The organism is Methylocystis sp. JR02 (genome assembly GCF_030063565.1).
GTDB classification, from domain to species: domain Bacteria; phylum Pseudomonadota; class Alphaproteobacteria; order Rhizobiales; family Beijerinckiaceae; genus Methylocystis; species Methylocystis iwaonis.
In genome coordinates this window covers 2301348-2327604 of sequence record NZ_JASIRC010000001.1, presented here as the reverse complement: position 1 = coordinate 2327604, position 26257 = coordinate 2301348, and the positions used below count along the sequence as shown (strand labels likewise).

Here is a 26257-nt window from a genome sequence, read left to right as displayed (position 1 = left end):
TCAGGGCGCCGCGCCTAAAATGTAGAGCATCCGAAAGCGCTCGGGCAAATCCGCAAGCTCGCTTTCCAGATAATCGAACGCCGCGATAGAGCACAGCCAGTCGAGGTAGACCTCATCTAGCATAACCGCCGCCAAGGTCGTCAGCGCCGCGTCGCGATTGGCTTGGGGCAAAAAATGCGTCGGCGCTCCGTCTGAGGCGGCGCGGGTCAGCAGATGAGCGCTGTCCCAGTAGACGCTCGGGCAATCCGAAATTTCGTAGCTTGAGGGATCGTCGATCCGACCTGTGAGAAGGTCGTATGCGCCGATGAACCAAACCATGATCTGCGCCCGCCAATGCGGATCGGGAATCGAGAGGACCGAACGAAGCCAAGGCGCGATTTCTTCGGCGGCGAGGTATTTCAGGCAGAAAAACATGGAGGCCGAAAAGTCGCCCGAGGCGTCGCGCCAGAACCAGACGCCGACACGCGGATTATATTCGCGGTGGAGGAAGCGCCCGATCTTGATCCGCTCGCCATCCCAGCACTCGGGGTTCATTATCGAGCGGCCGAGCGTATTCAGCGCGTCGCGCCGGAAGCCTTTATAGGGTTCACGCGCTGCGCCATTGAAATAAAGGGACATGAAGGTGGTGATGAGCGTCTCGACATAGCTGCTGATATGTCTCTCGTGCGCGCGCGGCAGGGTTTGTACGAGAATATGGTGATACCAATCGGTCCACTCGGCGCGCTCGCCAAAATTTTTTGTGCCGCTCGCGATTTCAAAGAGCGCCGTCTGAAGGTCGCCGATCGGCAGCGTTGAGAGGTCGCCCAGCAAATCCCAAAACATGGCGCGGGTCTCGCCCATGAACCAGGCTTCGCCCATGGGCTCGCGCGGGCGGGGGAAGGCGGCGCGCATGCGCGCGAGGGCGGCGGCGTCGCAGCCCTGGCCAGGAATCCAAAGGAAAGGTTTTTGCGATTGGACCTTCATGTCACGAACTTTCAAGCCGCGAGACGAAGGTAAAGGCCAATGCGCCGGACCTCTGTGCGGGGAAGCACGGCCCGGCGCAGTGAGGATTATCTTGCGAACTTCTTATACTTCAGCCGGTGCGGGATGACGCTGTCGACGCCCAGGCGGCGCTTCTTGTCTTCCTCGTAGTCGGCGAAGTTTCCTTCGAACCACTCCACATGCGAGTCGCCTTCATAGGCGAGGATATGCGTGGCGATGCGGTCGAGGAAGAAGCGATCATGCGAGATGATGACGGCGCAGCCGGCAAAATCCACGAGGGCTTCTTCGAGCGCGCGCAAAGTGTCGACGTCGAGATCGTTGGTCGGTTCGTCGAGCAGCAGAACATTGGCGCCGCTCTTGAGCATCTTGGCGAGATGCACGCGATTGCGCTCGCCGCCTGAGAGCTGGCCGACTTTCTTCTGCTGATCCGAGCCCTTGAAGTTGAAGGCCCCGCAATAGGCGCGGGAGTTGATCTCGCGCTTGCCGAGATAGATCACCTCATTGCCTTCGGAAATTTCTTCCCAGACGGTCTTGTTGGCGTGCAACGCGTCGCGCGACTGATCGACGTAACCCAGTTGCACGCTGTCGCCGACGGTGATCGTGCCTTTGTCGGGCGTCTCCTGGCCGGTGATCATGCGGAAGAGCGTGGTTTTGCCGGCGCCGTTCGGGCCGATCACGCCAACGATGCCGCCCGGCGGCAGCTTGAAGGAGAGATCGTCGATCAGGAGGTTTTCACCAAAGCCCTTGGTGATGTGCTCGAAGTCGATGACATTGCCGCCGAGGCGCTCCGCCACCGGAATGATGATCTGCGCGGTGGTCGGCGCCTTCTCGCCCTGCTTGGCGACGAGCTCCTCATAGCGCTGGATGCGCGCCTTGCTCTTGGCCTGGCGGGCCTTGGGCGAGGAGGCGATCCACTCGCTTTCGGCTTCCAGCGCGCGCTGGCGGGCCTTGTCTTCGGAGGCCTCCTGCATGAGGCGCTTCTGTTTCTGCTTCAGCCAGCTCGTGTAATTCCCCTCATAGGGAATGCCGCGGCCGCGATCGAGCTCCAAAATCCAGCCCGTGACATTGTCGAGGAAGTAGCGATCGTGGGTGACGATCAGGATCGCGCCCGGGTAATTGCGCAGATGGCCCTCGAGCCAGTTCACCGTCTCGGCGTCGAGATGGTTCGTCGGCTCGTCGAGCAGCAGCATGTCGGGCTGCTCCAACAGCAGGCGGCAGAGCGCCACGCGGCGCCGTTCGCCGCCGGAGAGCTTGGTGACGTCGGCGTCATCGGGCGGGCAGCCGAGCGCGTCCATGGCCTGATCGACCTGGCTGTCGAGATCCCAAAGGCCCTTGGCCTCGATCTCGTCCTGGAGCTTCGTCATCTCGTCCGCAGTCTCGTCCGAATAATTCATGGCGAGATCATTGTAGCGGTCGAGAACGGCCTTCTTCTCCGCGACGCCGAGCATGACGTTTTCGCGCGCGGTGAGCGCCGGATCGAGCTGCGGCTCCTGCGGCAGATAGCCGACGCGCGCGCCTTCCGCGACGAAGCCCTCGCCGGTGTATTCCTTGTCGATGCCGGCCATGATGCGCAGCAGGGTCGACTTACCCGCGCCGTTGACGCCGAGCACGCCGATCTTGGCGTCCGGGTAGAAAGACAAATGGATATTGTCCAAGACCTTCTTTCCGCCCGGATAGGTCTTGGTGAGGCCCTGCATGTGGTAGATGAACTGGCGCGCCATATCGCCTCGCAACGAGAGAAGTTGGCGCCGTGTTTAGAGCATTTTCGCGGCCGTGGGGAGGGGTCGCGCGAGGCCCCGGCGGTTCCGGCTACCCGCTCTCGAAACGCCGAATTCCCGGCTGGGCCTGAGGCCCGCCGGGAACGAGCGGTCGGCGCGGGGTCAGGTTGTCCGCATGAAGCCCATGACCGTCGCGCTGAGCGTGCTGCCCGTCAGGACGAGCGTGGCGCCCAAGGCGAGCAGCGCGCAGAGGTTCAGCGTCAGATCGTTGACATTGCCGGCCAGAGCGAGAATGCCGAGCACGATCGCGGCAAGCCCCGCGAGCGCCTGCAACGCCGCCGACCCAGAGGCCATTTCGCTTGCGAGCATTTCGCCGCCGATCATCGACCGGCCCGACGTCACCGCCTGCATGCGCGAGGCGCGGCGCAGCAGGAAGAGATGCCAGACGGCGTTGCTGCTCAGGACGAGCGCCGTGCCGTAGGCGATGACGGCCACGGGCATGAGCACGCCCGAATTAATGCCCAGCAAGGCCAGAATGCCGAGCACGATTCCGGCCGCGCCGACCAGGAAGACGACCGCCAGACTATTGCCGCCGAACTGTTCGGCCGAAAAGCCTCTCGTCTCGGCGGGGAGGGCGATCTGCGCATATTCGGAGACCATGGCGCCGCCCTGGATGAGAAGCGCGACTCCAAAGACAATCGTCGCGATCGCTGTCATGTAGACGGGCGCGATATTGACCAGGCCGCAGACGGCCAGGACGATTGTCGCGACGCCGCCGATAGCGTCGATCAAGCCGCCGTACGCAACCGCATTTTCATGCGTGGCGACCTCTCGGGTGATGGACATTTCTTTACTCCGGCCATGGCCCCCGGGGCCGGTAGCTAGCGCCGCTTAAAAGGCCAGCAAGCATGGCGTTCGTCGCTAAATGGCCGTCGTTGCGTCTTGTCCGGCGGGCGCCCGGGCAGGCTGGCGGCGCGGCGAAAGCCGGCTCATTTTTGGTTTAGCGGGATCATCTGGCGGAAATCCGATTTCCACTTTTCCGCAATCCTGCTTTAGAAGCGGGCATCGGTTCAACTCGGGCGGACAGCGCATGAACATTCTCCTCATCGGATCGGGCGGCCGCGAGCACGCTATCGCCAATGCGCTGGCGAAGAGCCCGCTGCTCACCCGCCTCTATGTCGCCCCCGGCAATCCCGGGACCGAGCGGGTGGGCGAGAATATCGATCTCGACGCGGGGGATCACGGCGCGGTCATCCGCTTCTGCCGCGAGATGGGCGTCGCGCTCGTCGTCGTGGGGCCGGAGCAGCCCTTGATCGGCGGGCTGGTGGACGCGCTGGCGCGCGCCGAAATTCTCGCCTTCGGCCCGACGCAGGCGGCCGCGCAGCTCGAAGGCTCCAAGGGCTTCACCAAGGATCTCTGCCGCGACTATGGCATTCCCACCGCGGCCTATGGACGTTTCGCCGATAAGGACAAAGCGCTTGCCTATTTGCGCGAGAAGGGCGCGCCCATCGTCGTGAAGGCCGATGGGCTCGCAGCGGGCAAGGGCGTCGTGGTGGCGCAGACGCTGGAGGAGGCCGAGCGCGCCGTGGAGGCGATGTTCGCGGGGCTCTTCGGCCGTTCGGGCGCCGAGGTGGTGATCGAGGAATTCTTAGAGGGCGAGGAAGCCTCCTTCTTCGCCATCTGCGACGGGACGCGCGCGGCGCCTTTCGCCACGGCGCAGGACCACAAGCGCGTCGGCGACGGCGATACGGGGCCGAACACCGGCGGCATGGGCGCTTATTCGCCGGCCTCCGTCGTGACGCCGGACATCGAGCGCCGCGTGATGGCCGAGATCATCGCGCCCACCATGCGCGCCATGCAGGAGAAGGGCGCGCCCTTTACGGGGGTGCTTTACGCCGGATTGATGCTGACGGCGGAGGGGCCGAAGCTCATCGAATACAACAACCGTTTCGGCGATCCCGAAGCGCAGGTCATTCTGCCGCGGCTGGAGGATGATTTGCTGTCGATCATGCTCGCCGCCGCGCGCGGCGCGCTGCCCGAAGCGCGCCCGCATTTCTGCGACCGCGTGGCGCTCACCGTGGTGCTCGCGGCCAAGGGCTATCCGGGCACGCCGCTGACCGGCTCGGAAATTCGCGGCCTCGCGAACGCCGAGGCGATGGCGGGCGTTATCGTCACGCATGCCGGCACGCGCCTGGAGGGGGAGCGGCTGCTCGCGGCGGGGGGCCGCGTGCTGAACGTCACGGCGCTTGGCGACAGCGTCTCGGAGGCGCAAGGCAAGGCCTATGCGGCGGTCGACGCCATCCAATGGCCGGGCGGCTTCTGCCGCCGCGACATCGGCTGGCGCGAGGTTGCGCGGGAACGGCGCGGCTGAACTCTTGCGAGGTTAGGGGGCTTCTAACACTCTTTCCGTTTGAATAGCTCGCATGGGGACATTCCCGGCGGGCTGTGGTTTTGCTCAGAGCCCGTCATTGCGAGCGAAGCGAAGCAATCCAGGGCAGCGGTGCGGCGCTGGATTGCTTCGTCGGCTCCGCCTCCTCGCAATGACGGCGGTAATTCCCGACCGCTCGTTTTGCGAGCGACCGTTCGGCGCAGCGCTCGCCGGGCGCGCCCTCTATGCGAAAGTTCAACTCACATAGACCTTATCCGGCAGCTCGTCGCCTTCTTCGCCGGGCGGCGCGGCGCGCGCGAGGAGGCGCGCGCATTCATCGATCGTCACGACAAAGCCCTCCGCGCAGCGGCGCTGGGCGAGGCAGGTCAGCAGGGGCTCCAGCGCCGCCTTCCATTCCGCGTCCGAGATTTTTCCGTTCAGTCCCTCGTCGGCGATGATGCGGGCGTAATGCTCGGCGAAGGAGACGAAGATCAGCACGCCCGTGCGACCTTTCGTCCCCGAGACGCCGCGAGAGAAAAACTGCTCGATCGCCGCCCGCTCGGCGCGGCGCTTCTTCACGAGGCGCGGCGTGAGCGCGAGCCGGATCGGCGGCCAGGAGACGATGAGCGCGCAGACGATGAAGACGCCGATCTGCGCGGCGTAGATCGTCTTGGCGGAAAGATCGGTGAATTCGGCGAGCGGCCAGGGCGAGACGAGCGCGAAGAAAGCGGCCCAGAGCGGCGGCACATAGGCGTAGTCCGACGCGCGGCGCGACAGGGCGCAGACGATCTCGCCGGAGGTTTTCTGCTCCGCCTTGCCGATGGCCTGGGCGATTACGTCGAGGTCTTGCTCCGTCAGCAGCATCACCAATCTCCCGAGGCGCCGCCGCCGCCGGACGAGCCGCCGCCGCCCGAGAAACTGTCGAAGCCGCCGCCGTCGCCGCCGCCCCACGACGAGCCGCCGCCAAAAGAGCCGCCGTCGCCCCAATCGCCGCGGCTCGGGGGCAGGATGACGATCGGCGGGCCGCCGCGGCGATAGTGGCGGTAATCCTTCGGACGTCCGGCGCTTCGCGCCATCATGATGAAGATGAAAACGAAGAGCGCGAAGATGAGGAGAGGAAGAAGCTCGTCGACCATCGACGGCGGCGGGGGAGCCTTCTTCACCCATTCCGCCGAGTCGCCGCTCAGGATTTCGATGATCCCCTCGACGCCGCGCTCGATGCCCGCGCCATAATCGCCCGCCTTGAATTTCGGCGCGACGGCGCTGGCGAGGATCACCTTTGAGAGCGCGTCGGTCAGCGTGCCTTCCAGCCCATAGCCGACCTCGATGCGCATCTTGCGCTCGCTGGGCGCCACGAGGAAAAGGACGCCATTGTTCTTCTTGGCTTCGCCCAGCTTCCAGGCGCGAAAGAGGCCGTTGGCGTAGGTCTCGATGTCATAGCCGTCGAGCGTCTTGATCGTCGCGACGACGAGCTGGATGCTGGATTTGTCTTCGAGATCCTTGAGCTTCGTCTGCAGGCTCGCGCGCGTCGCCTCGGGGATGACGCCCGCCTGATCGACGATGCGGCCGGTGAGCGCCGGATAATTCGGGGCGGCGAAGGCCAGCGCCGCGAGAAGGCAGAAGACGAAGACGAGACAGCCCCGCAGCGCCAAAGTCCGGGGCGCCAAGATCCGGGGCGCAAAGGCCGGCGCGTTCATGTCAGGCGCCGGCGCAGCGGGCGCAGTGGCCGGCGATCTCCACGACGCGCGTGCGCGCCTTGAAGCCCGCTTCGCTGGTGAGCGCGGAGAGCTCGCGGGCGAGGCCGGGGGAGGTCGCCTCTTTCACCTCGCCGCACTCCTCGCAGATGAGAAACACGACCGGCTCCTCGGCGCCATGGCAATGGCCGCAGACGACGAAGGCGTTTTTCGATTCGAGCCGATGCGCCAGGCCGTTATCGAGGAGAAAAGCCAGCGCGCGATAGACCGAGACGGGCGCCGGCCGCTTGCCGTCGGCGCTCGCCATGAGATCGATCATCTCATAGGCGCCGACGGGTCGGTTGGCCTCGATGAGAATGTCGAGCGCGCGACGGCGCGCGGGGGTGAGCCCCGCGATGGTTTTGGCCGTATCTTGCGGCGGATGGCTGCTCATGACGTCATTGTAGCGTTGCGCCGCGCCGCCGTCACGGCTTGGCGCAGGCCGCAATGAACTTCTTCACCTTCTCGGCGGCGCCCTTCAGCGGCGCGGTCTGCTTGGAGGGGCCGATGACCGCGGCCAATGTCTCGCCCGTCGCCATCGCCTCGAAGATCGGGTCATTCGCCGGCAGCCGCCCTTCGAAGCTCGGCACGCCCGCTTCTTCATTGGGCAAAAGCTTGCCGGCAATTTTCGTCTGAACGTCGCCGATGGAAAGCGACGCAGTGGCGCTCTTGCCGGGTTTCAGCTTCTCGCTCGTCTCGGAGACGAAGAAGGTCACGACGCCGCTCTTGGGCTTGCAGCGAAAGGCGCCGAAGCTGTCGTCGGTCTCGGGAACGCCGTAGTTGAGAAAGATCAAGTCCGGCTTCTTTTCTTCGAGACCCGAAAGCGTCCAAACCCGCTCGTCCTTGGCGGGGGCTGGGGTGCAGAGGGCGAAAAGGGCGAAATTGGCCAGCATAAGTTTTGCGTTATTTTTCATCGGCTTCTCCAACTTAGCGGCAAATTCTAAGCTCTGGGCCGCAGACTGCCAATCCACGTCCGCAAAGCGCCAAAAGCGGGCATTCCCCGAAAGTTCCATAATGGCCTTATGCGAATCTCGCTCCGTTTGGGGCGCGCTTTTGTTGCCCTCTCTCAGCCGCTTGGTTCGCCGCAAAGCTCCATAAGCTTCGCAATTTCTCCGGCAGACAAGCAGGCGTCTGGATGATCTGTGGCAATCGCCACTTCCGGCATAGCGGGATCCACAGCCTCTTCAGGTTTCTGAACGACGGCCCGGCCGCCGTGCTCTTTTATGACCCGAAGCCCTTCAGCCCCATCGCCGTCGCCACCACTCAGAACGACGCCAATAACGCGATCTCCGTAAACCTTAGCGGCCGAGATGAAGAGCGGGTCTGCGGCGGGTCGCGTGTGGTGCACTTTAGGCCCACGGTTCAGACGGATGCGCCCCGATTCTAAAACCATGTGCTGGTCTGGCGGGGCGACGTAGATATGGCCCGCTTGTATGGGCAAGTCGTCCGTTGCGAAGGACGCTTTCAGCTTTGAAGACCAAGAAAGAATTGTCGGTAAATCGCTTCGATGATTGCCGATGTGCACAACGACGAAAATCGCAGCCGGACACGCTTCTGGCAGCGCCGCAACGATCTGTCGCAACGGTTGCAACCCACCAGCAGAGGCAGCGATTACTATGACTTTGTGCACAGGGAATAATTGATGTTTGAGGGGGAAGTTTCCAGAGGCCCCAGCAGGCGAGCCGAGACGTTCCGCAGGCGCTGACAAGCACTAACGCCTAGCCGACCCGTAGCCGTTTCAATTCGATCCCCGCGCCCCATGTATGGACCAACGGAGTGGAGGAAATGGAAGAGAATTCCGCATTGAACCTCAGTTTCGGTCGCGAGGCTGCTGCGGTGCTCCTTGATCTCTTAAGTCAGGCTGAAACGCCGCCGGGTGACGAGAAAAAGGACGCGCTCCGCGACATGATCAAGGCGGCCCTATACACGCCGCAAACTCTCGAAGAGATTAAGGAAGAGGCGCGGATCAGTTTGGCGCAAGCGGTGAAAAATCTTGCGCAGGTGGAAAGCACGTTTGAGGAGTCGTTCGCGCATGGCAGCGAAAGCAACCAGCGCACGGCCTTGGCGGCGCTCAGCGCCGGGGAAACCAGGCTACAAGGCTCCCAGGTGGCGTATGACGCCGCTTCAAGAAAGTCGCTGGAGGCAGCGGCGGAAAGCGCCGAGGGAAATCGCCGGGCCGCCTATGCGAAGTCTGAGAAAGCCTATGACGAAGCGCTTGCGGCGCTGCGGGCCTATGAGCCCTTGGCACAAGAGATATCAAAGCTTTTCAGGATCCTTTCCTTTCACACCGATCTCGCGCTAGCGGATACCGAAGCAGCCGACGCTGCGAGGATCAGCCCTCACACGGCAAACGCAGCCGGTCATCTCAAGAAAGTTCTCCAAGAGCAGAAAATGGGTCTTCCGGAATCGGTGACGCAACACGTCCTTGCGGCCTTGCACGAGCTGGAGCTGGCCGCGCGTGTCCGAGGCTAATGTATCAGCGTTAAGGCCTGTGTGCAGGAACCGCCCGCCCCTGTATTTTCAGAGGGTTGCCGCATGCAAAACATGGGTGCGAAAGTCGAGCGCTAATTCAGCCGAGACTAGCCTTAGCACCGAATGACCGCATTGGGTCAAAGCCGGTCTTTCCTAGCCTTTGTCACATTTCGCGACTTCTAGCCAGGATTGCGCGGCCCCAGCGATCTGTTCCCGCCCTCCTCCCGGCCCGGTCCAACGCTTGCGCGCGGCGGCGGCGGGCTTATAACGGCGCCGACCAAGCACCAATACCGAGCCCGACATGACCCGCGCCAAAAAAGACATCAAGAAGGTCGTCCTCGCCTATTCCGGCGGCCTCGACACCTCCATCATCCTCAAATGGCTGCAGACGACCTATGGCGCGGAGGTCGTCACCTTCACGGCCGATCTCGGCCAGGGCGAGGAACTGGGCCCGGCGCGCGAAAAGGCGCTGCTCCTCGGCGTCAAGCCCGAGAATATCTTCATCGAGGATCTGCGCGAGGAATTCGTGCGCGACTACGTCTTCCCGATGTTTCGCGCCAACGCCGTCTATGAGGGGCTCTATCTGCTCGGCACCTCCATCGCCCGTCCGCTGATCGCGAAAAAGCAGATCGAGATTGCCCGCAAAATGGGGGCGGACGCCGTCTGTCACGGCGCGACCGGCAAGGGCAACGATCAGGTGCGCTTCGAGCTCGGCTATTATGCGCTGGAGCCGGACATCACGGTGATCGCGCCCTGGCGCGAATGGGACTTCCATTCCCGCACCGATCTCATCGCCTTCGCCGAGGCGCATCAGATCCCGATCGCCAAGGACAAGCGCGGCGAGGCGCCGTTCTCCACCGACGCCAATCTGCTGCACACCTCCTCCGAGGGCAAGGTGCTGGAAGACCCGGCGCAGGAGACGCCGGACTATGTCTATTCGCGCACCGGCCATCCCGAGGACGCGCCGAACGAGCCGCAATATATCACCATCGATTTCGAGAAGGGCGACGCGGTCGCGGTTGATGGCGTCGCGCTGACGCCGGCGGCGCTGCTCGCCAAGCTCAACGAGCTCGGCCGCCAGCACGGCATTGGCCGTCTCGATCTGGTCGAGAACCGTTTCGTCGGCATGAAATCGCGCGGCATGTATGAGACGCCCGGCGGCTCGATCCTGCTCGTCGCCCATCGCGGCATCGAAAGCATCACGCTCGACCGCGGCGCGGCGCATCTCAAGGACGAGCTGATGCCGCGCTATTCGGAGCTGATCTACAACGGCTTCTGGTTCTCGCCGGAGCGCGAGATGCTGCAGGCCGCGATCGACAAGAGCCAGGAGCTCGTCACCGGCCGCGTGCGGCTCAAGCTCTACAAGGGATCAGCGGCGCTCGTCGGCCGCGAGAGCCCGTGGTCGCTCTATGACCAGGATCTCGTGACCTTTGAGGAAGGCGGCACCTACGACCAGCGCGACGCCGAAGGCTTCATCAAGCTCAACGCGCTGCGCCTGCGCACGCTCGCCAAGCGCGCGGCGCGCGGGGCGAAGAAGTAACCGGACGAGCCACACATCTCGGTGGCCGTCATGGCCGGGCTTGTCCCGGCCATCCACGCCCAGGGGCACAGCCCAACGAGACGCGGTTTCACGATGATAAAAATTCATGCTTCTCCATTGCCCAGCATTAGCTGTGCTTGCGCGGCGTGGATGGCCGGGACAAGCCCGGCCATGACGGGGGCGGAGACATGAAAATATGTGCATGCGGTAATAGTTTTCACGTAACTCGCGCCCCCTGCAATTTTCTCGAGGCTTGTCGGTGACTGCTTCCAGGCTTCTGGCTCTTTTCACGCCCTTCGGCGCGTCGAACCTTGTCTTGTCCGCCTGTGTCGGGCTGACGGCCGCGCTGTGGTTTGCCGGCCTGCGGCGGCCGGCGGCGGCTTTCATCTTTTCCGCTGGCCTGTGCGCGGCGCTGATCTCTTTTGGCAAGATCATCTTCCTCGCGATCCATGGTTATGGCGGGCTTTACAGTCCCAGCGGGCATGCCGCGCTGGCCTGCTTCTTCTTCTGCTCGTTCGGCAGAATGGCGCTCGCGACCCGGTCCCCGGCGGGCTATTTTTTTGCCGCAGCGTCCTGGTCGGTCGCCCTTTTGGTGTTCTTCAATCGCTTCCTCGTGGGCGGCCACACTTTCCCCGATACGGTCGTCGGCGCGTCGGTCGGACTGGCTTGTTTCGCGTTGTTCTTCCGTCTCGCCGGCCCGTTCGACGTCAAGGCGCGTCTCCAGGCGGTCGCGCCGACGCTCGCCTTCACGACGTCTGTCGCCAGCTATCTCGCCTTCGGCGCAAATATTTCAGAGGGGGGGCTGTTCAAAGCCGCCTTCTGGCTCAGGGAAAATCTCGGCCTGTAGCAAGGCGCGACCTTTTCCCAGCGCGCCGGCGCGCGCGGCCCTATTTCGCTGGAGGGGAGGCCTTCAACGAAAGGGAAGCCAATGCGAAAGATCGACCTTGGCGCTCTTTGCGCTTGTGCTGTCGTCGCCGGCCGCGCCCGCCGAATTCGACTGGTCCCGCGTCGACGCCGCCTTCGGCAAAAAGCCGATCGTCAGCGGCGCCGTCCACAAATATGGGCTGCCGCGGAGCGATCTCCACGTCACCCTCGACGGCGTGGACATCAAGCCGGCGCTTGCGCTCGGGGGCTGGGTCGCCTTCGAGCCCATGGGCCGCGACGCCATGATGATGGGCGATCTGGTCTTGACCGAGCCCGAGATCAACCCGGTGATGTCGTCGCTGCTCGCCGCCGGAGTGCAAATCACCGGCGTCCATAATCATCTCCTGCGGGCGCAGCCCGCGACTTACTACATGCATGTCTCCGCGCAGGGCGATCCCGCGAAACTCGCGCAATTGGTCCGGGACGCTCTGGGGGCGTCCGGCACGCCTTTCGAGGCTTCCGGCGGTGGCCAGCAAGCCCCGGAGCTCGGCTTCGACGCCGCCCGGCTGGACGAGGCCCTTGGCGCCCACGGCAAGAATAATGGCGGCGTCTATCAATTCAGCTTCCCGCCTAGCGACCAGATAAGGGCCGGCGGCATGACCGTCGCCCCGGCGATGGGCACGGCGACGGCCCTCAATTTCGAGCCCACCGGCGGCGGAAAGGCGGCGATCAGCGGCGATTTTGTCGCCGAGGCCAGGGAGGTCGAGCCGCTGCTGAAAGCGCTGCGCTCGAATGGCGTCGAGGTCACGGCGCTTCACAACCACATGCTCGATGACGAGCCGAGGCTCTTCTTCGTGCATTTCTGGGCCAATGACGACGCCGTGAAGCTGGCGCACGCTTTGCGCGCCGGCCTGGACGCGGTGCACGCCCCGGAGAGAAGCTAGCCTCAGGAGCCTCGCGAGCCGCTCCCCACCATGGCGGCGGGGAGCATCCAAAGGTAGAAAATGAGCTAAACCCATGCTGGAGGGCGCTCAACGCGCCCCGATCCGCCCTTTTCTATTCCCTTCGCCGCCCCGCTCCTGTAAAAGCCGCCGCATCGCAACAAAAGTCGCCGCCGCGTCTTCCGGGCCAGTTCAAGCCTGACGGAACGGGTCGCGGCTGTTTAATCGAAAGCCGCCATGCAGCTTCGCAATATCGCCATCATCGCCCACGTCGACCACGGCAAGACCACGCTTGTCGACCGCCTCCTCCAGCAGTCGGGCGCGTTCCGCGACAACCAGCGCGTCGCCGAGCGCGTGATGGATTCGAACGATCTCGAAAAAGAGCGCGGCATCACCATCATGGCCAAGGCCACGTCCATCACCTGGAAGGACGTGCGCATCAACATCGTCGACACCCCCGGCCACGCCGATTTCGGCGGCGAGGTTGAGCGCATTCTCTCCATGGTCGACGGCGCTATCGTGCTGGTTGACGCCGCCGAAGGCCCGATGCCGCAGACGAAATTCGTTGTCGGCAAGGCGCTGAAGATCGGCCTGAAGCCCATCGTCTGCGTCAACAAGGTCGACAAGCCCGACGCGCGCGTCTCGGAGGTCGTCAACGAGGTCTTCGATCTCTTCGCCGCGCTCGACGCCACCGACGAGCAGCTCGACTTTCCGATCATTTACGGCTCCGCCAAGCAGGGCTGGATGGCCGAGGAGCCGACCGGCCCGCAGGACGGCATGGCCCCGCTGTTCGATCTCGTGCTCAAGCATGTGCCGGAGCCCACGGTCGAGGAAGGCGGCTTCCGCATGCTCGGCACGCTGCTCGAAGCGAACCCCTATCTCGGCCGCATCATCACCGGCCGCGTCTTCTCCGGCAGCGTGAAGCCCAACCAGGCCGTGAAGGTTCTCGACCGCACGGGCAAAGTGGTCGAGCAGGGCCGCGTCTCCAAGATTCTTGCTTTCCGCGGCATCGAGCGCCAGCCGATCGACGAGGCGGAAGCCGGCGACATCGTCGCCATCGCGGGCCTCGAAAAGTTCAACGTCGCCGACACGCTTTGCGCGCTCGAGGTCAATGAGCCGCTGCAGGCGCAGCCGATCGATCCGCCGACGCTCTCCATGACCTTCCTCGTCAACGACAGCCCGCTGGCGGGCACGGAAGGCGACAAGGTCACGAGCCGCATGATCCGCGCGCGGCTGATGAAGGAGGCCGAAGGCAATGTGGCGCTGCGCGTCGAGGACGCGCCGATGGGCGACGCCTTCATCGTCTCGGGCCGCGGCGAATTGCAGCTCGGCATTCTGATCGAGACCATGCGCCGCGAGGGCTTCGAGCTTGGCGTGTCGCGCCCCAAGGTCGTCTTCAAGCGGGGCGAGGGCGACGAGATATTGGAGCCCATCGAGGAAGTCGTCATCGACGTCGACGAGGAACATTCGGGCGTCGTCGTGCAGAAGATGGCCGAGCGCAAGGCCGAGATGATCGAGATGCGCCCCTCGGGCGGCAATCGCCTGCGCCTGGTGTTCCACGCGCCGACGCGGGGCCTCATCGGCTACCAGGGCGAGTTGCTCACCGACACGCGCGGCACGGCGATCATGAACCGCCTGTTCCACAGCTACGCGCCCTATAAGGGCGAGATTCAGGGCCGCCGCAACGGCGTCTTGATCTCGAACGATCAGGGCGAGGCCGTGGCCTACGCCATGTGGAAGCTCGAAGATCGCGGCCCGATGATGATCGAGCCGGGCTGGAAGGTCTATCGCGGCATGATCGTCGGCGAGCACACACGCGACAATGATCTCGAGATCAATGTGCTCAAGGGCAAGCAGCTCACCAACATCCGCACGCAATCGAAGGACGAAGCGGTGCGCCTGACGCCGCCGATCCAGATGACGCTCGAAAAGGCGCTGGCCTATATCGAGGACGACGAGCGGGTGGAAGTCACGCCGAAGTCGATCCGCCTGCGCAAGGTCTATCTCGATCCGAACGATCGCAAGAAGTTCGGCAAGGCGAAGGCCGCGCTGGTTGAGTAGGACAAATGTCGTGCGCGGCCGGCCCCGCTGGTCGGCCGCGCGCGCTCAATATTCGTCGAGCATGTAGCAGTCGAAATCCCGGTTGAACCCGCTACGCCAGCCTTTCAGGTCCCAGCGATAGCCGGGCGGCGGGTTGGGGCCGCAATCGCCGGCATAGGACGGCTGCGAGCGGTGTATTCTGGCCGGCGGCCTTGGAAGCCAGATAGTTTGCGCGAGCGCGTCGCTCGCGAATGTGACAATGAGCGCGATCGCGACCGTCTTGCAAAGGCGCGTGGGTTGGCGGCTCGACCACATTTCCGACCTCCCGGTGGGCCACATGATCGAATAACGCGCGCTGGGGCGCGAATGTTTCGATTTAGGATCATCCGCCTTCGCAACGCGTTCAGTCAGCATTCATCGAGCGGGAGCGCTGTCATGCCCAAGCAATCGCCGGAACAGAAGAAAACCGTGAGCCGCGTCATGCACGAATACAAGCATGGCGAGCTCGAGAGCGGCGCCGGCAAGAAGGTCGCGAACCCAAGACAAGCCGTCGCCATCGCCCTGCATGAGGCCGGAGCCTCCAAGGAGGAAACGCCTCAGAAGAATGCGGAGAACCTCCGCAAGACCAAGGCGAAGGAACGCAGCGGCAAGACGGCTAAGGCCCAAAAAGAGGGTGGTTAGTTAGGCGTTCTTTCTTGGTCGACTTACCGGCATCCCCGACGCTCGCAAAGCGAGCGATCGGGGATCCAGAGCAACCAGCGCTAATTTGGGCTCTGGATTCCCGATCGGGCCTTCGGCCCGTCGGGAATGACAAGCCCCATGCGCGTTGCTCAAAAGAAAAAACGTTCGCGCGGTTTGATCACGGCCGAATGTAGAGATAGCCGTCGCGCTGCAATTCCGCGAGACGGACCGTGCCGGCTTCGACCACCTGAAAGCCGGGCGTCAAATCCTTCTCTTCCACATTGTGCCCACGCAAGGCGACGGCGCAGATGTAAGGAGTCATGCCGCGCTTCGAGAGACTCGCGAAGCGCTCCTGCGTGACGCCCGATCCCTCGCGATGGAACGCGCGGACGGCGGGGCCGTGCACGACGAGGGCGAGCGTCGTCGGGGCGGTTGCGTGCTCATAATGCACGCGCATATTGTGCAGGACGAAGTCGGCCTTGTCGAAATCCGAGAGGTGATAGACGACCTTCATCGGCGCGCGTTCCTCGCTCGCCCGCGCAACGCCGAACCAGCCGGCCGCCGCCACTAAAGCCCCCTGAAAAACGCCGCCTCTATCCATGTGCGCCCGCCCTCATGCGAGACGAGCGAATTATGGCATAGTCCGCGACAGGTCAGAAGCAGGGGAGGGGCGCGTGCGATTTCTGGCATTTCTCTTCGTGACGGGCGCGGCGGTTGCGCCCTTTGCCGCTGCGGCGAACGAGCCCTCGCGCGTCGAGAAGATGATCTTCGCGCAGGGCAGGCTCTGTTTCGCAAGGGTCTATGATTCCGCGCATCTCGCCGCGCATCCGCATCAGAAGGTCGAGCGGCTGTTTTTCATGATCGGCAAGGACAAGGCCTCGACCTATTGGGAGGACCCCAATCTGCGCCACAGCGAGGAAAGCCCGCATAAGCACGCGAACCCTGACGCGGACGCCTCGAACCGCGACACGACCCATGTCGCGGCGCTCGTCACCCTTCGCGGCGCCAAGAAGCCGGAGAATGTCTCCGGCTGGTGCTACAAAAACGATTACGACAACAAGTCGAAAGCCAGCCTGCAATGCGGCGGCGAGTGCGATCGTCATATTGGCGGCCTGCGCGCGGATGACGATGCGCATGTAATCGTCGATGGAGTTGGCGCCGATCTTCTTCTGGATCCCGAGGATGAGGAAGCGGGCGACGTCACATCGCGGCTCGGCGCCGACGACAAGAGTTTCCGCCTGGAGCGGCGGCCGATCGAGGACTGTGTCGCGGAGGCGAACAAGACCAATTCGCCCTACGCCGGCCTGGGCGCGCCGCTGCGCGAGCGGCTCAAACCCGACGTTCCGTTCTGCTATGGCCGCGATTATTCGCCCCAGCATCTGGCGTCGCATCCGCAGCAGCAGACGGTTTCCGTTCGTGTGTCGCGCGACCTCCGGCAGATCGATGCGGACCGCGCGAAAAAGCTTCTGTCGGATTGGCCGGACGGCGCGAGCGTCTCGGCGTCGGTGACGACGCGAAAGAACGGCAAGCCTGCGACGCTCAAATATAATTGCACGCCTTTCGAGGATCAGTGGCAATGCAGCGCTGCCTTCTGCAAGACGGGCAGTGAGGCGGATTGCGCGCCGCAAGACATCGAGAACGCCAAGGCCACGGGCTGCACGACCGGCGAGTCGCGCACCATTTATCTGCGGCGCGGCGAAAAGGATTTCATGATGCTCGGCAACGCCAATATGGGCCTGCAGCTCGAAGCCTATTGCGGGCAAGAGAAAAAGACGCAGAGCGACGATAAGGTCTACCGTCTGGAGCCGATGCCGCTTTCCGCCTGCGAGGGGCGGTGAGGGAGGCGTCATCTGTGCGTAGGGTCGCACCACACCGTCATGGCCGGGCTCGTCCCGGCCATCCACGCCGGGCAATGGCGGCTCACCTGTTCGGATTGGTCTTGGCGTAAAACGATCCCGCCCCTAGGTCAGCCATGCTCATTGGCGTGGGTGGCCGGGACAAGCCCGGCCATGACGGTTCCGAAATCTGTGATCCGATAGCCTTGCGGGGAGGGGTAGGCGTGGGGGCCAATGCTGTCATGGCCCCACCAAATCACTTCACCGCTTCGAACTGCTCCAGAGCGAGTTCCGCCTGTTCGGTCGCCTTGGCGATGCGCTTCTCGGAATTCGTCCCCTTCGCGAGCTTCACCGCCTTGCGCATGAGCTTGATGCCCTTGCGGATCTCGTCGACGGGCGTTTGCCAGACGGCGCTGCGCGCGTGGTCGATCGCTTGATCGGCGTGCTCGACGAAAGAGCCGGCCTGGAGCTGCTTGCCGGCCGCAATGGCTTCCCTGGTTTCGGTGATCGCGTCTTCCAGATAAGCGGGATCGGCGAAGGCCGGCTGTGCGAAGACCCCGAGGCCCATGCTCATCATGGCGATGATGGTTAACCGGCGCGACAACATATTTTGCCTCCTCGAGCGATGAAAACCCTCTTCGCGTATAGTGCTTATTTTTGCCCCGGCCTCAACTGCGCTCAAATCTCTTCGAGCGCCGCCATCAATGCGGCGAGGTCCTCGGGCAATTCGCTTTCGAACATCATCTCCTCGCCCGTGATCGGATGTTCGAAGCCGAGCGTCGCGGCGTGGAGCGCCTGCCGGCCGAGCTTCTCCACTGCCGCGCGCGCCGCCTCGGGGAGCTTGGCGACCTTGGTTTTGAAGCCCGCGCCATAGGTCGAGTCGCCGATCAGCGGATGGCCGATATGCGCCATATGCACGCGGATCTGATGGGTCCGGCCCGTCTCGAGCTGGCAGCGGATCAGCGACGCGACGCCATAATCGGCGATCTTCTCCCAATGAGTAATCGCCTCGCGTCCACGCGACTCTGGCACGACGGCCATGCGCTCGCGCTGGATCGAGTGGCGGCCGAGATTGGTTTCGATCGTCCCATGCGCGCGGTCGGGAACGCCCCAGACGAAGGCCAGATATTCGCGTGTGAGCGAGAGCGTGCGGCCGTGGTCGGCAAAGAGCGCCGAGAGGCCGTGATGCGCGGCGTCTGTTTTGGCGACGACGAGAAGGCCAGTCGTGTCCTTGTCGATGCGATGCACGATGCCGGGTTTCTTCACGCCCCCGACGCCGGAAAGGCTTTCCCCGCAATGGGCGATGAGGGCGTTGACCAGCGTGCCGCTCTCGTGGCCGCTCGCGGGATGCACGACGAGTCCCGCCGGCTTGTCGATGACGATGAGATGCGCGTCCTCATGGACGACATTGAGCGCAATATCCTCGGCTTGCGGCTCGGCGGGGGTGGGGGGCGGCACGTCGAGCGTCACGGCGTCGCCAGCTAAAAGCTTCTTCGCAGGATCACTCACGGCGGCGCCGCGAAGCGAGACGCGTCCCTCCTCGATCAGCGCCTTGATGCGGCTGCGGGAGAGATGCGCCTCGACGAGCTCCGGCCGCTCGGCCAGAAAGCGGTCGAGCCGCGCGCCGATCTCGCCCTCGCCGACGACGAAGCCGAAGTGTTCGCCCGCTGCGTCATTTTGCTGAATTTCATCCACCGTCATATAAAGTTTACTTCCGCTTGCAGGGGGCCCGTGCTAACTGGGGCGCAACAAAACGCCGGTCAAGAAGCGTGACAAGAGATGGGACAAGTCCATCCGCCATTCGCATTTTCCGCCGCCGTTCGCGTGGAGGCCGCTCACATTAACGCCGCCGCCGCTCCGTTCTGCGCTGTGATCGGCGCCGGGCCCGCCGGGCTTTTCGCCGCCGAGGTCCTTGCCCGCGCCGGCGCGCGCGTCGTTATCTATGAGCACAAGCCGAGCCCCGCGCGCAAATTTTTGATGGCGGGCCGCGGCGGTCTCAATATTACGCACAGCGAAAATCTCGACAGATTCGTCTCGCGCTACGGCGCGGCGGCGAAGCGTCTCGCGCCTTTCGTGCGCGCCTTTCCGCCCCAGGCGCTGCGCGATTTCTGCGCCGATCTCGGCGAGGCGACTTTCGTCGGCAGCAGCGGCCGGGTCTTTCCGGCGAGCTTCAAGGCGTCGCCCTTGCTGCGCGGCTGGCTGGGGCGGCTCGCCCAGCTCGGCGTGACTTTCGCGTTGCGTCACTCCTTCCTGGGGTTCGCCCAGGACGGGGCTTTGCGGCTGAGAGGTCCCGATGGACATGAATTCTCCCGCGCGGCCGGCGCCGTGGTGCTGGCGCTGGGCGGCGCCTCTTGGCCGAAGCTCGGCTCGGAGGGGGGCTGGGTCGGCCTTTTGAAAGCCGCAGGCATCGAGGTGACGCCGCTATCGGCCGCAAACAGCGGCGCGCTTGTCCGCTGGAGCACGATTTTCCGCGCCGATTTCGAGGGCCAGCCGATCAAGACCGTGCTGCTCCGTCATGGCGAGGCGACGGCGCGCGGCGATATGGTCGTGACCGCCAAGGGGCTCGAAGGCGGGCCGGTTTACGCGCTCTCCTCGCGCCTGCGCGAGGCGGCGAAGACGGATGGCGCGACGACGCTTCTCGTCGATCTGCGCCCCGACACCAGCCAGGTCTGCCTCGCCCGCAAGCTGTCGCGTCGCCCGCCCAAACAGTCTCACGCGACCTTTCTGCGCCGCGCCGGTTTCTCCAAGGCCGAGATCGGCCTGTTGCGCGAGGCGCAGCCGGAGGGCTTGCCGCGCGACGCCGAGGCGCTGGCCACGCTGATCAAGAACGCGCCGCTCAAGGTCTCGGGAGTCGCCGGGCTGGAGCGCGCCATTTCCACAGCGGGCGGCGTCGCTTTTGAGGAGGTCGACGCCGATCTGATGCTGAGGAAAATGCCGGGCGTCTTCGTCGCCGGAGAAATGCTCGACTATGACGCGCCGACAGGCGGCTATCTGCTGCAGGCGGCGTTCGCCACGGGGCGCGCCGCCGGCAGGGGCGCCGCCCGCTATCTGGGCTTGCTCGACGCGGCCGGTCAGGCGGGCTTATCGCCGAGCCATTTGCCGAACTCGCGCGCGCCCGAGGCGTCGAACAAATACAGCGTGTAGGCCTCCGGCGGACCCATCTCCATGCCCGGTGAGCCCATCGGCATGCCGGGCGCGGCGACGCCCGTGACCTTCGGGCGGTCCTTCAGCAATTGCGCGACGGCCTGCGGCGGCACATGGCCTTCGATGACGTAGCCGTCCAGCTCAGCGGTGTGGCAGGAGGCCATTGGCTCCGGCACGCCGAGCTTGGCTTTCAAAATGTTCATGTCGGGCTCTTTGATCTCTTCCACGATAAAGCCCGCCGCCCGCATGCGCTCGGCCCAGCCGCCGCAGCAATTGCAGGTCGGGCTCTTGTGCACGATCATCTTCTTGGCGTCCTCGGCGCGCGCGACGCCCGAGAGAAGCGCGCCAGCGGTGGCGAAAAAGAGCGTCGCCTGGCGACGGGAAATTTCGAGCGGCACAGATAGGCTCCTTTATCCGGTTGGGTCCTCATGCCGAAGGTAGCGCGACATTACCGAACTTTAAATTGCCGCGCGCGAGCTGAGACGAAACAATCCGGGCGTGGACAGTGATTTAGGACATCTCATGCGTCAGTCTCTTCTTGTTATCGCCACAGCCTTCTCTCTTTGCGGCGCGGCGGCCGCGCAAGCGGCGAACGCCGAGCCATTCGCGCATCCGCCGCACCCCTCCGTGCAGGACATCGCCGCCTTTTCCGACGCCCGCATCGCCGCATTGAAGGCGGGTCTCCAACTCAAATCCGACCAGGAGAAAAGCTGGCCTGCGCTCGAAACGGCGCTGCGCGACATCGCCAAGGCGCGCATCGCGCATCTCGCCGAGAGGCGCGACAAGGCGCCGCCGGCTCCTGACTCGGACGCCCTCGGCGCCTTGCAGCGGCGGGCGCAACATATGGTCGCGCACGCAGGCGAATTGGATAAGATCGCCGCCGCCGCCAAGCCGCTCTACGACAGCCTCGACGAGGCGCAGAAGCGCCGCTTTGGCGCGCTCGTCGAAGGGGCGGTCGACCCGCATCGGGGCCATATGGGAGGCCACCACCCGGGGCATATGGGCGGCAGGGGACCGGGAGAGTTCGGCGCCGGTTCCGACTGATCGATGAGGCGCGTCTGAAGACGCGCGGTCCAGTTCGCGGACCGCGAGCCTTCAGGCTCGCATTCTGCGCCCGTCTCACAAGGCGAAATGCGCCGTCGCCACTTTGTCAACAGCCTGAGCGCGCCTGAAGGCGCGCGGTCCGGCCTTCAGGCTCGCATTTTCACCGCAGCCGGGCTTTAATTGGCCCATGCTGCCCTCTTGCTTCTGGTCCGAGCTTTCCCTGCGCGACATACGCGCGCATGACATGGCCGGCGTCATCGCCGTGCTGCCCATCGCCGCCGTCGAGCAGCATGGCCCGCATCTGCCGCTCGGCGTCGACGCCATGATCATGGAGGGCTGCATCGAGCGCGTCGCGGCGCGCCTGCCCGAAGACCTCGACGCCGTCTTCCTGCCGATGCAGAGCGTCGGCGTCTCGCTCGAACACCGCGACTTCCCCGGCACCTTATGGCTGTCGCAGGAGACGGCCTCTCGCATGCTCCTCGACATCGCCGAAGGCGTCGCGCGCGCCGGCGTGAAAAAGCTCGTGCTGATGAATTCGCACGGCGGCAATTCCGCGCTGATCTCCACGGTCGCGCTCGAACTGCGGGCGCGTTTCGGCCTTCTCGCCGTCACCTGCTCCTGGGCGCGTTTCGGCTATCCCGACGGGCTCTTCTCGGCGCAGGAGCAGCGCCACGGCATCCATGGCGGCGAGATCGAGACATCGCTGATGCTCGCCTTCCGGCCCGAGCTGGTCGACATGGGGCGCGCCAAGAACTTCCCGCCGGCGACGCTGGATTTCGAGCGCGATTTCGCCTGGCTGCGCGCCGATCGGCCGGCGGGCTTCGGCTGGCTGACGCAGGATCTGTCGCCCTCGGGCGCCATGGGCGACGCCTCCAGGGCGAGCGCCGAAAAGGGCGAGGCGACGGCGGATTATTGGGCGACGGCTTTTATCGAATTGCTGCGCGACGTCGAGGCGTTCGACCTCGCGCGCTTGAAGGGCGAATAGCGCCCCTGGCGTATGGAGCAACGCAGGCGGCGCGCGCGCCGCGAGGAGGCCCGCGATGAGCGTCGAGAAGATCGCGCCGCTGCCGCCAGTGGCGACGGATACGCAAAGCTTGCGCGTCGCCCATCGCCCGTCGGTCACGCCGACGACGGCGCCCAACGCCCCGCCGCCGATAACAGCGGGCGCCCCGGCCGAGGGCATGTCGCATCTTTTCGACAGCCTCGTTCTTCCCGTGCCGGATATGAGCAGCGGCGAGGACCGTTTGCTTTCAGTCGCCGCCGCCAAGGCCTCCTATGCGCAGGAGGCGGCCCGGCCGATGAATGCCGAGCTGCGGGACGGCCGGCTGACCGAACAGTCGATCCTGCGCGAAGTCGAAATCTTGCTGCGCGGCGCGGCGGAGGAGCGCGGCGTCCCCGTCCGCCGGTTGATCGAAACCGCGAGCCAGACTTCGCCCGATCGGCTGCCGTCGCAAAATTCGCCTCAGTCCGCCTATGCGCTCAAGGCGCGCGTCCCCGCCTATGACGCCGCCGGCGGCCTGCGCTTGTTCGATCTCTATCTGGCGCGCGTCGACGCCGACCGGTGGGAGGCGACTGCATTTGCGCATGAGCCGGCCAGAGGCGGGGCGGCCTTTCCCTATCAGGCGCCCACGATCGACACCTATCGCCTGCTCATCGACCCCGGCGCGGGGCTCGTTCTCGCCAGCGTCATGGAGCAAGTGATTCCGCGCCCGATCGTGCGGCCGTCCGATACGCGAATTCTTTCCCCGACGGCCCTGCGCGGCATGGTGATCGCGGCGGTTCTCGCGGCGATCGCGCTGCTGCTGGCCAATCTATTTTCCTGGCGCATTGCGGCGCTTTTCGCCGCTGCGGGGGTCGGCTTCCTGGCGCGCGTCCTCTTCGAGCGGAAGCCGCGCTCTTAAGCTCTACCGGATGCACATAACTCGCTGCCCTCCGCGCCGCAGCGCACATCAGTTGAGCTACTTGAGCTTTAGAGTCTCCTAAGCTAGGCCAAAGCCTAAGTTTGGCCCGACGAGGGAAAAATGGATAAACAAAACGTCGTTCGGCAATCCCGGACGACTTCGCTCTGGCAGCCGGCGTTAGCGGCTCTGGCGGTGGCGCTGGCGGTGATCGTCGCGGCGGTCGTCGCCGAACGGATCGACCGCAACAATTGGCTGGAAAAGCAGCGCGAGGATGCGGTCGTCGAGCTGGAGGCGATGAGCAGCGGCGCGACGCGCGACCTCACGCAAAAGGTCGCCGTCGTGCAGGGCCTCAGCGCATTGGTCGGCGCTAATCCGAATATCGACCAGCAAGCCTTCGCCAATTACATCCGCCCGTTCATCCGCGAGAATCCAGACCTGCGCCGGGTGTTCCTGGTCAAGAACGGGAAAGTGGCGCGGATCGAGCCCTATACCGAAAACCGCGCCGCGATCGATCGCATCGAGACGCATATTCTAGCGTCCGAACCCGCCATCGCGCGGGCGATCGAGAAAGGGGCGCCGGCGCTGGTCGGTCCCTTCGCGCTGCGTGACGGCGAGCCGGGTCTGCTCTACACGCGTCCGGTTTTCACTGAAGGATCGCCGGGCCCCGGCGCCAAGCCCGCTTTCGTCGGCTTGACCGTCGAAGCGGGCCCCAACATCGAATGCAAGCTCGGGCTGTGCGAGCCTCGCCCGAAATACCGCATGGCGATGAAGATTTTCGTCGATCAGCAATATCGCGGGATGTTGCGCGGCGATCCGAGCCTCTTCGACGCCGCCGCGCAGCCGGCGCTCGGCGCCATACGTTTCCCCGGCGTGCGGATCGAGCTTGCCGCGCTGCCGTCGGACGGATGGAGCCAGGACTCGCCCAATCGCTGGATGATCCGTGGGCTCGCGCTTCTTCTTTCCCTGTTTTGCGGAACCGTGGCCTTCGTCTGGCTGCGCGGCGCGACGGGCTTGCCGCTCGGCAGCCGCCTTTGGGCCTTCGGGGCGTCGGCTTCCGTCTTTCTGGTTCTCCTCGGGCTCGCCACGATCCTCGATCGGCTGGAAGTGAGCCGCGCAGCCGGCGCCTCACGCGACGCCATGCAGAAAGAGCTCGCGCTCGTCACCAGCCGTGCGACGCGCGACGTGACGGAAGAATTGTCGGTCAGCAGCAATCTGTCGGCCTTCGTGTCGGCGCATCCGGACTTCTCCGAGGCCGAGTTCCGCCAGTTCGCCCAGCGGCTCCGGCGCGCGAACCCCGACCTCATGTCGATTCGTCTGGCGCGCGGCGGCAAGATCAGCCAGGTCGAACCCGCGGACTCGATCGACCAGGCGCTGATCGGCCATGATCTGGCGCATTCCGCCGCCGACGCCGCCGCCAATCAGCGCGCCATAGAGACGGGAATCCCCGTGTTCTCCGGCCCGGTGAACATGCCCAATGGCGATCAGGCGTTCCTCTATCGGCGGCCCGTGTTCCTGGGAGATCAGCGGCCGTCCGCCGACAATTTCTGGGGCTTCTCCACGGTGCTGATCGACCGCAAGGCGCTCGTCTGCCATCTGGGCGTTTGCGCCGATTCGCAGAAATATCGCTTCGCCATGCGCCTGGAGCAGGACGGCGCGCCGCAACCGGCTTTCCAGGGCGATCAGAAGCTCTTCGACGAGGGATCGGATGCGCTGGTCACCGCAGTGCGTCTGCCCGGCGCGCAGATCGACATCGCCGCCGTTCCGTTCGAGGGCTGGTCGGGCGGCGCCGACCGCCGCTGGCTGATCTGGACGCTGGCGATCCCCTTCGCCTTCGCATCCGCCGGCGGGTTGCTGTTCGTCTTTGCGCGGTGGCCAGAGGCGAGCTTGCGCGTCCTCGTCGGATTGGCGGCTGTCGCCGGCGGCAATATTCTCGCTTATCTCGCGCCCGACATCGAATCGCTGGTGAAGGCGACTGGGCTCGGCGTCGAAAAAGCGGTCTGGCCGAGCATCGTCGCGTCGATCGCCTTTTCTTGCGCCTATACGTTCAATTCCTGGCTCGAGGGCCATGTCTGGAAGCAGGTCGCCGACGCCGCCGACCCGCAGCGCGCCCCGGCGATCCTGAGGTCGATCGTTTCCTTCCTGATCTATGGCGTCGCCCTCCTCTGGGCCGGTCATTTTTTGTTCGGCCTGGATCTGCAAGGCGTGGGGCTTACCTCCGGGGTCGTCGGGATCGTGGTTGGTCTCGCGATCCAGAAACTCATTCTCGACTTCTTCGCCGGCGTCATGATCGGCATGGAGAAGCCCTTCGTGCTCGGCGACTGGATCGAAATCTCGAGAGGGGAGATTCGCGGCATGGTCACGGAGATGACTTGGCGCACCACCACGATCCGCACGACAGCGCCGGACTATGTCATGGTGCCCAACTCGGTGCTCGCCGGGGCGACGATCGTCAATCGCTCCCGTCCGGCCTCCTGGTCGGAATCGACGATTATTATCTCGACTTTCGCCGGCGTTCCGACCGCGGATGTTCGCAAGGCGCTGGACGAGGCGATCGCAGCCGCGCTTCCCCATATCGACAACATCAGCCGTGAGAGAGCGCCCCGCGTCGACGTCTACGACAGCAAGGAAGGCCAGATTCAATATATCCTGCGCTTCTACGTCCACTTCGGGCTGAAGAGCGACGCACCGGCGAAAAGCGCCTTGCTCGCGGCGATTCAAGCCGCCTTTGTCGCGCATGACATCGAATTCGCGTGGGGTAGAACGGGCCGCCCCGAAAAGAAAACGCCGACGCTCAACGGCGACGGCGCGATGAAGCCGGTCGGCGCTTTCGAGCTTGGCTGAGATATGAGGGGGCGGCGTTCGGGGCGTCCGCCAGCCGGGGCTTCGAATTCGGGCGAACACCGTCATGGCCGCGCTTGTCGCGGCCATCCACGCCGCGCCGACACGAAAAAGCTGGGAACATGAGCGGAAGAACGCCGCTTCTTCTCCCCGCGTG

At 64.6% G+C, this 26257-nt stretch carries 26 protein-coding genes; 13 read left to right on the top strand and 13 right to left on the bottom strand.

Annotated elements, in window-relative coordinates:
- The 3 genes from QNA11_RS11090 to QNA11_RS11080 all read right to left on the bottom strand — a co-directional run bounded on the left by QNA11_RS11090 (position 1) and on the right by QNA11_RS11080 (position 3545).
- A complete protein-coding gene (locus QNA11_RS11090; RefSeq protein WP_283483075.1) occupies positions 1-963 on the bottom strand; it encodes a hypothetical protein in 963 nt (320 codons plus the stop codon).
- Positions 964-1049: 86 nt separating this feature from the next.
- Complete coding sequence (gene ettA, locus QNA11_RS11085) at positions 1050-2702, bottom strand: energy-dependent translational throttle protein EttA (protein WP_202073042.1); 1653 nt, start codon at positions 2700-2702, stop codon at positions 1050-1052.
- A 159-nt stretch (positions 2703-2861) separates the two neighbouring features.
- Complete coding sequence (locus tag QNA11_RS11080; protein WP_283483074.1) at positions 2862-3545, bottom strand: hypothetical protein; 684 nt, start codon at positions 3543-3545, stop codon at positions 2862-2864.
- Positions 3546-3789: 244 nt separating this feature from the next.
- Here QNA11_RS11080 and purD point away from each other — a divergent pair, with 244 nt between their 5' ends.
- Positions 3790-5070 carry a phosphoribosylamine--glycine ligase gene (purD, locus tag QNA11_RS11075; RefSeq protein WP_283483073.1) on the top strand — a complete coding sequence of 427 codons (1281 nt, stop codon included), beginning with the start codon at positions 3790-3792 and terminating at the stop codon, positions 5068-5070.
- Positions 5071-5322: 252 nt separating this feature from the next.
- Here the strand turns inward: purD and QNA11_RS11070 are convergent, their stop codons facing one another.
- The 5 genes from QNA11_RS11070 to QNA11_RS11050 form a co-directional block, all read right to left on the bottom strand.
- Complete coding sequence (locus QNA11_RS11070; protein ID WP_283483072.1) at positions 5323-5931, bottom strand: TPM domain-containing protein; 609 nt, start codon at positions 5929-5931, stop codon at positions 5323-5325.
- Positions 5931-6764, bottom strand: a complete 834-nt coding sequence (locus QNA11_RS11065; RefSeq protein ID WP_283483071.1) for a TPM domain-containing protein — start codon at positions 6762-6764, stop codon at positions 5931-5933. Before QNA11_RS11065 ends, QNA11_RS11070 begins: the two co-directional genes overlap by 1 nt.
- Position 6765: 1 nt before the next feature.
- Positions 6766-7194 carry a Fur family transcriptional regulator gene (locus QNA11_RS11060; RefSeq protein ID WP_502867560.1) on the bottom strand — a complete coding sequence of 143 codons (429 nt, stop codon included), beginning with the start codon at positions 7192-7194 and terminating at the stop codon, positions 6766-6768.
- Between the two features lie 31 nt (positions 7195-7225).
- On the bottom strand, positions 7226-7714 hold the full coding sequence (locus tag QNA11_RS11055; RefSeq protein WP_283483069.1) for a hypothetical protein: 489 nt from the start codon (positions 7712-7714) through the stop codon (positions 7226-7228).
- A gap of 152 nt (positions 7715-7866) precedes the next feature.
- Entirely contained in the window at positions 7867-8430 is a 564-nt protein-coding gene (locus tag QNA11_RS11050; protein WP_283484201.1) for a chemotaxis protein CheB, read from the bottom strand.
- A gap of 155 nt (positions 8431-8585) precedes the next feature.
- On the opposite strand from QNA11_RS11050, the gene QNA11_RS11045 reads away from it, so the two are divergent.
- From QNA11_RS11045 to typA, 5 genes are all read left to right on the top strand, one after another.
- Entirely contained in the window at positions 8586-9272 is a 687-nt protein-coding gene (locus QNA11_RS11045; RefSeq protein ID WP_283483068.1) for a hypothetical protein, read from the top strand.
- A 301-nt stretch (positions 9273-9573) separates the two neighbouring features.
- Positions 9574-10812: an argininosuccinate synthase gene (locus tag QNA11_RS11040; RefSeq protein ID WP_283483067.1), complete on the top strand. Its 1239-nt coding sequence runs from the start codon at positions 9574-9576 to the stop codon at positions 10810-10812.
- A gap of 259 nt (positions 10813-11071) precedes the next feature.
- Entirely contained in the window at positions 11072-11659 is a 588-nt protein-coding gene (locus tag QNA11_RS11035) for a phosphatase PAP2 family protein (RefSeq protein ID WP_283483066.1), read from the top strand.
- A gap of 97 nt (positions 11660-11756) precedes the next feature.
- A complete protein-coding gene (locus QNA11_RS11030) occupies positions 11757-12620 on the top strand; it encodes a DUF1259 domain-containing protein (RefSeq protein WP_283483065.1) in 864 nt (287 codons plus the stop codon).
- Positions 12621-12854: 234 nt separating this feature from the next.
- Positions 12855-14678 (top strand): translational GTPase TypA, encoded by a 1824-nt coding sequence (gene typA, locus QNA11_RS11025; protein WP_202073034.1) that lies wholly within the window; start codon positions 12855-12857, stop codon positions 14676-14678.
- 45 nt (positions 14679-14723) lie between these two features.
- On the opposite strand, the gene QNA11_RS11020 is transcribed toward typA, so the two are convergent.
- Positions 14724-14972: a hypothetical protein gene (locus QNA11_RS11020; protein ID WP_283483064.1), complete on the bottom strand. Its 249-nt coding sequence runs from the start codon at positions 14970-14972 to the stop codon at positions 14724-14726.
- Between the two features lie 120 nt (positions 14973-15092).
- On the opposite strand from QNA11_RS11020, the gene QNA11_RS11015 reads away from it, so the two are divergent.
- On the top strand, positions 15093-15338 hold the full coding sequence (locus QNA11_RS11015; RefSeq protein WP_283483063.1) for a DUF6496 domain-containing protein: 246 nt from the start codon (positions 15093-15095) through the stop codon (positions 15336-15338).
- Between the two features lie 178 nt (positions 15339-15516).
- On the opposite strand, the gene QNA11_RS11010 is transcribed toward QNA11_RS11015, so the two are convergent.
- Entirely contained in the window at positions 15517-15939 is a 423-nt protein-coding gene (locus QNA11_RS11010) for a DsrE family protein (RefSeq protein ID WP_283483062.1), read from the bottom strand.
- Between the two features lie 73 nt (positions 15940-16012).
- Between QNA11_RS11010 and QNA11_RS11005 the strand changes: the two genes are divergently transcribed.
- A complete protein-coding gene (locus QNA11_RS11005; RefSeq protein ID WP_283483061.1) occupies positions 16013-17176 on the top strand; it encodes a hypothetical protein in 1164 nt (387 codons plus the stop codon).
- A gap of 253 nt (positions 17177-17429) precedes the next feature.
- On the opposite strand, the gene smbP is transcribed toward QNA11_RS11005, so the two are convergent.
- Together smbP and QNA11_RS10995 are read right to left on the bottom strand one after the other, a co-directional pair.
- Positions 17430-17780 carry a small metal-binding protein SmbP gene (smbP, locus tag QNA11_RS11000; RefSeq protein ID WP_283483060.1) on the bottom strand — a complete coding sequence of 117 codons (351 nt, stop codon included), beginning with the start codon at positions 17778-17780 and terminating at the stop codon, positions 17430-17432.
- 71 nt (positions 17781-17851) lie between these two features.
- Positions 17852-18874, bottom strand: a complete 1023-nt coding sequence (locus QNA11_RS10995) for an RluA family pseudouridine synthase (RefSeq protein WP_283483059.1) — start codon at positions 18872-18874, stop codon at positions 17852-17854.
- A gap of 78 nt (positions 18875-18952) precedes the next feature.
- On the opposite strand from QNA11_RS10995, the gene QNA11_RS10990 reads away from it, so the two are divergent.
- Entirely contained in the window at positions 18953-20317 is a 1365-nt protein-coding gene (locus tag QNA11_RS10990) for a BaiN/RdsA family NAD(P)/FAD-dependent oxidoreductase (RefSeq protein WP_283483058.1), read from the top strand.
- On the opposite strand, the gene QNA11_RS10985 is transcribed toward QNA11_RS10990, so the two are convergent.
- A complete protein-coding gene (locus tag QNA11_RS10985; protein ID WP_283483057.1) occupies positions 20245-20715 on the bottom strand; it encodes a DUF411 domain-containing protein in 471 nt (156 codons plus the stop codon). The two genes, QNA11_RS10990 and QNA11_RS10985, sit on opposite strands and share 73 nt — an antisense overlap.
- Before the next feature lie 124 nt (positions 20716-20839).
- Between QNA11_RS10985 and QNA11_RS10980 the strand changes: the two genes are divergently transcribed.
- The 4 genes from QNA11_RS10980 (at position 20840) to QNA11_RS10965 (ending at position 26103) form a co-directional block, all read left to right on the top strand.
- Complete coding sequence (locus QNA11_RS10980; RefSeq protein WP_283483055.1) at positions 20840-21361, top strand: Spy/CpxP family protein refolding chaperone; 522 nt, start codon at positions 20840-20842, stop codon at positions 21359-21361.
- 187 nt (positions 21362-21548) lie between these two features.
- Complete coding sequence (locus tag QNA11_RS10975; RefSeq protein ID WP_283483054.1) at positions 21549-22346, top strand: creatininase family protein; 798 nt, start codon at positions 21549-21551, stop codon at positions 22344-22346.
- Positions 22347-22401: 55 nt separating this feature from the next.
- Positions 22402-23262: a hypothetical protein gene (locus QNA11_RS10970; protein WP_283483053.1), complete on the top strand. Its 861-nt coding sequence runs from the start codon at positions 22402-22404 to the stop codon at positions 23260-23262.
- Between the two features lie 120 nt (positions 23263-23382).
- Complete coding sequence (locus tag QNA11_RS10965) at positions 23383-26103, top strand: mechanosensitive ion channel domain-containing protein (protein ID WP_283483052.1); 2721 nt, start codon at positions 23383-23385, stop codon at positions 26101-26103.
- The last annotated feature ends 154 nt before the right edge of the window (positions 26104-26257 follow it).

What these genes read in the sequence shown, in the direction of transcription:
- QNA11_RS11090 (WP_283483075.1), bottom strand. Translation starts at nt 963, where the DNA reads ATGAAGGTCCAATCGCAAAAACCTTTCCTTTGGATTCCTGGCCAGGGC.
- QNA11_RS11060 (WP_502867560.1), bottom strand. Translation starts at nt 7,194, where the DNA reads ATGAGCAGCCATCCGCCGCAAGATACGGCCAAAACCATCGCGGGGCTC.
- QNA11_RS10965 (WP_283483052.1), top strand. Translation starts at nt 23,383, where the DNA reads ATGGATAAACAAAACGTCGTTCGGCAATCCCGGACGACTTCGCTCTGG.
- QNA11_RS11020 (WP_283483064.1), bottom strand. Translation starts at nt 14,972, where the DNA reads ATGTGGTCGAGCCGCCAACCCACGCGCCTTTGCAAGACGGTCGCGATC.
- smbP (WP_283483060.1), bottom strand. Translation starts at nt 17,780, where the DNA reads ATGTTGTCGCGCCGGTTAACCATCATCGCCATGATGAGCATGGGCCTC.
- purD (WP_283483073.1), top strand. Translation starts at nt 3,790, where the DNA reads ATGAACATTCTCCTCATCGGATCGGGCGGCCGCGAGCACGCTATCGCC.
- QNA11_RS11010 (WP_283483062.1), bottom strand. Translation starts at nt 15,939, where the DNA reads ATGGATAGAGGCGGCGTTTTTCAGGGGGCTTTAGTGGCGGCGGCCGGC.
- QNA11_RS11040 (WP_283483067.1), top strand. Translation starts at nt 9,574, where the DNA reads ATGACCCGCGCCAAAAAAGACATCAAGAAGGTCGTCCTCGCCTATTCC.
- QNA11_RS10990 (WP_283483058.1), top strand. Translation starts at nt 18,953, where the DNA reads ATGGGACAAGTCCATCCGCCATTCGCATTTTCCGCCGCCGTTCGCGTG.
- QNA11_RS10980 (WP_283483055.1), top strand. Translation starts at nt 20,840, where the DNA reads ATGCGTCAGTCTCTTCTTGTTATCGCCACAGCCTTCTCTCTTTGCGGC.
- QNA11_RS11080 (WP_283483074.1), bottom strand. Translation starts at nt 3,545, where the DNA reads ATGTCCATCACCCGAGAGGTCGCCACGCATGAAAATGCGGTTGCGTAC.
- QNA11_RS11065 (WP_283483071.1), bottom strand. Translation starts at nt 6,764, where the DNA reads ATGAACGCGCCGGCCTTTGCGCCCCGGATCTTGGCGCCCCGGACTTTG.
- QNA11_RS10970 (WP_283483053.1), top strand. Translation starts at nt 22,402, where the DNA reads ATGAGCGTCGAGAAGATCGCGCCGCTGCCGCCAGTGGCGACGGATACG.
- QNA11_RS10975 (WP_283483054.1), top strand. Translation starts at nt 21,549, where the DNA reads ATGCTGCCCTCTTGCTTCTGGTCCGAGCTTTCCCTGCGCGACATACGC.
- QNA11_RS11070 (WP_283483072.1), bottom strand. Translation starts at nt 5,931, where the DNA reads ATGCTGCTGACGGAGCAAGACCTCGACGTAATCGCCCAGGCCATCGGC.
- QNA11_RS10995 (WP_283483059.1), bottom strand. Translation starts at nt 18,874, where the DNA reads ATGACGGTGGATGAAATTCAGCAAAATGACGCAGCGGGCGAACACTTC.
- typA (WP_202073034.1), top strand. Translation starts at nt 12,855, where the DNA reads ATGCAGCTTCGCAATATCGCCATCATCGCCCACGTCGACCACGGCAAG.
- ettA (WP_202073042.1), bottom strand. Translation starts at nt 2,702, where the DNA reads ATGGCGCGCCAGTTCATCTACCACATGCAGGGCCTCACCAAGACCTAT.
- QNA11_RS11015 (WP_283483063.1), top strand. Translation starts at nt 15,093, where the DNA reads ATGCCCAAGCAATCGCCGGAACAGAAGAAAACCGTGAGCCGCGTCATG.
- QNA11_RS11045 (WP_283483068.1), top strand. Translation starts at nt 8,586, where the DNA reads ATGGAAGAGAATTCCGCATTGAACCTCAGTTTCGGTCGCGAGGCTGCT.
- QNA11_RS11055 (WP_283483069.1), bottom strand. Translation starts at nt 7,714, where the DNA reads ATGAAAAATAACGCAAAACTTATGCTGGCCAATTTCGCCCTTTTCGCC.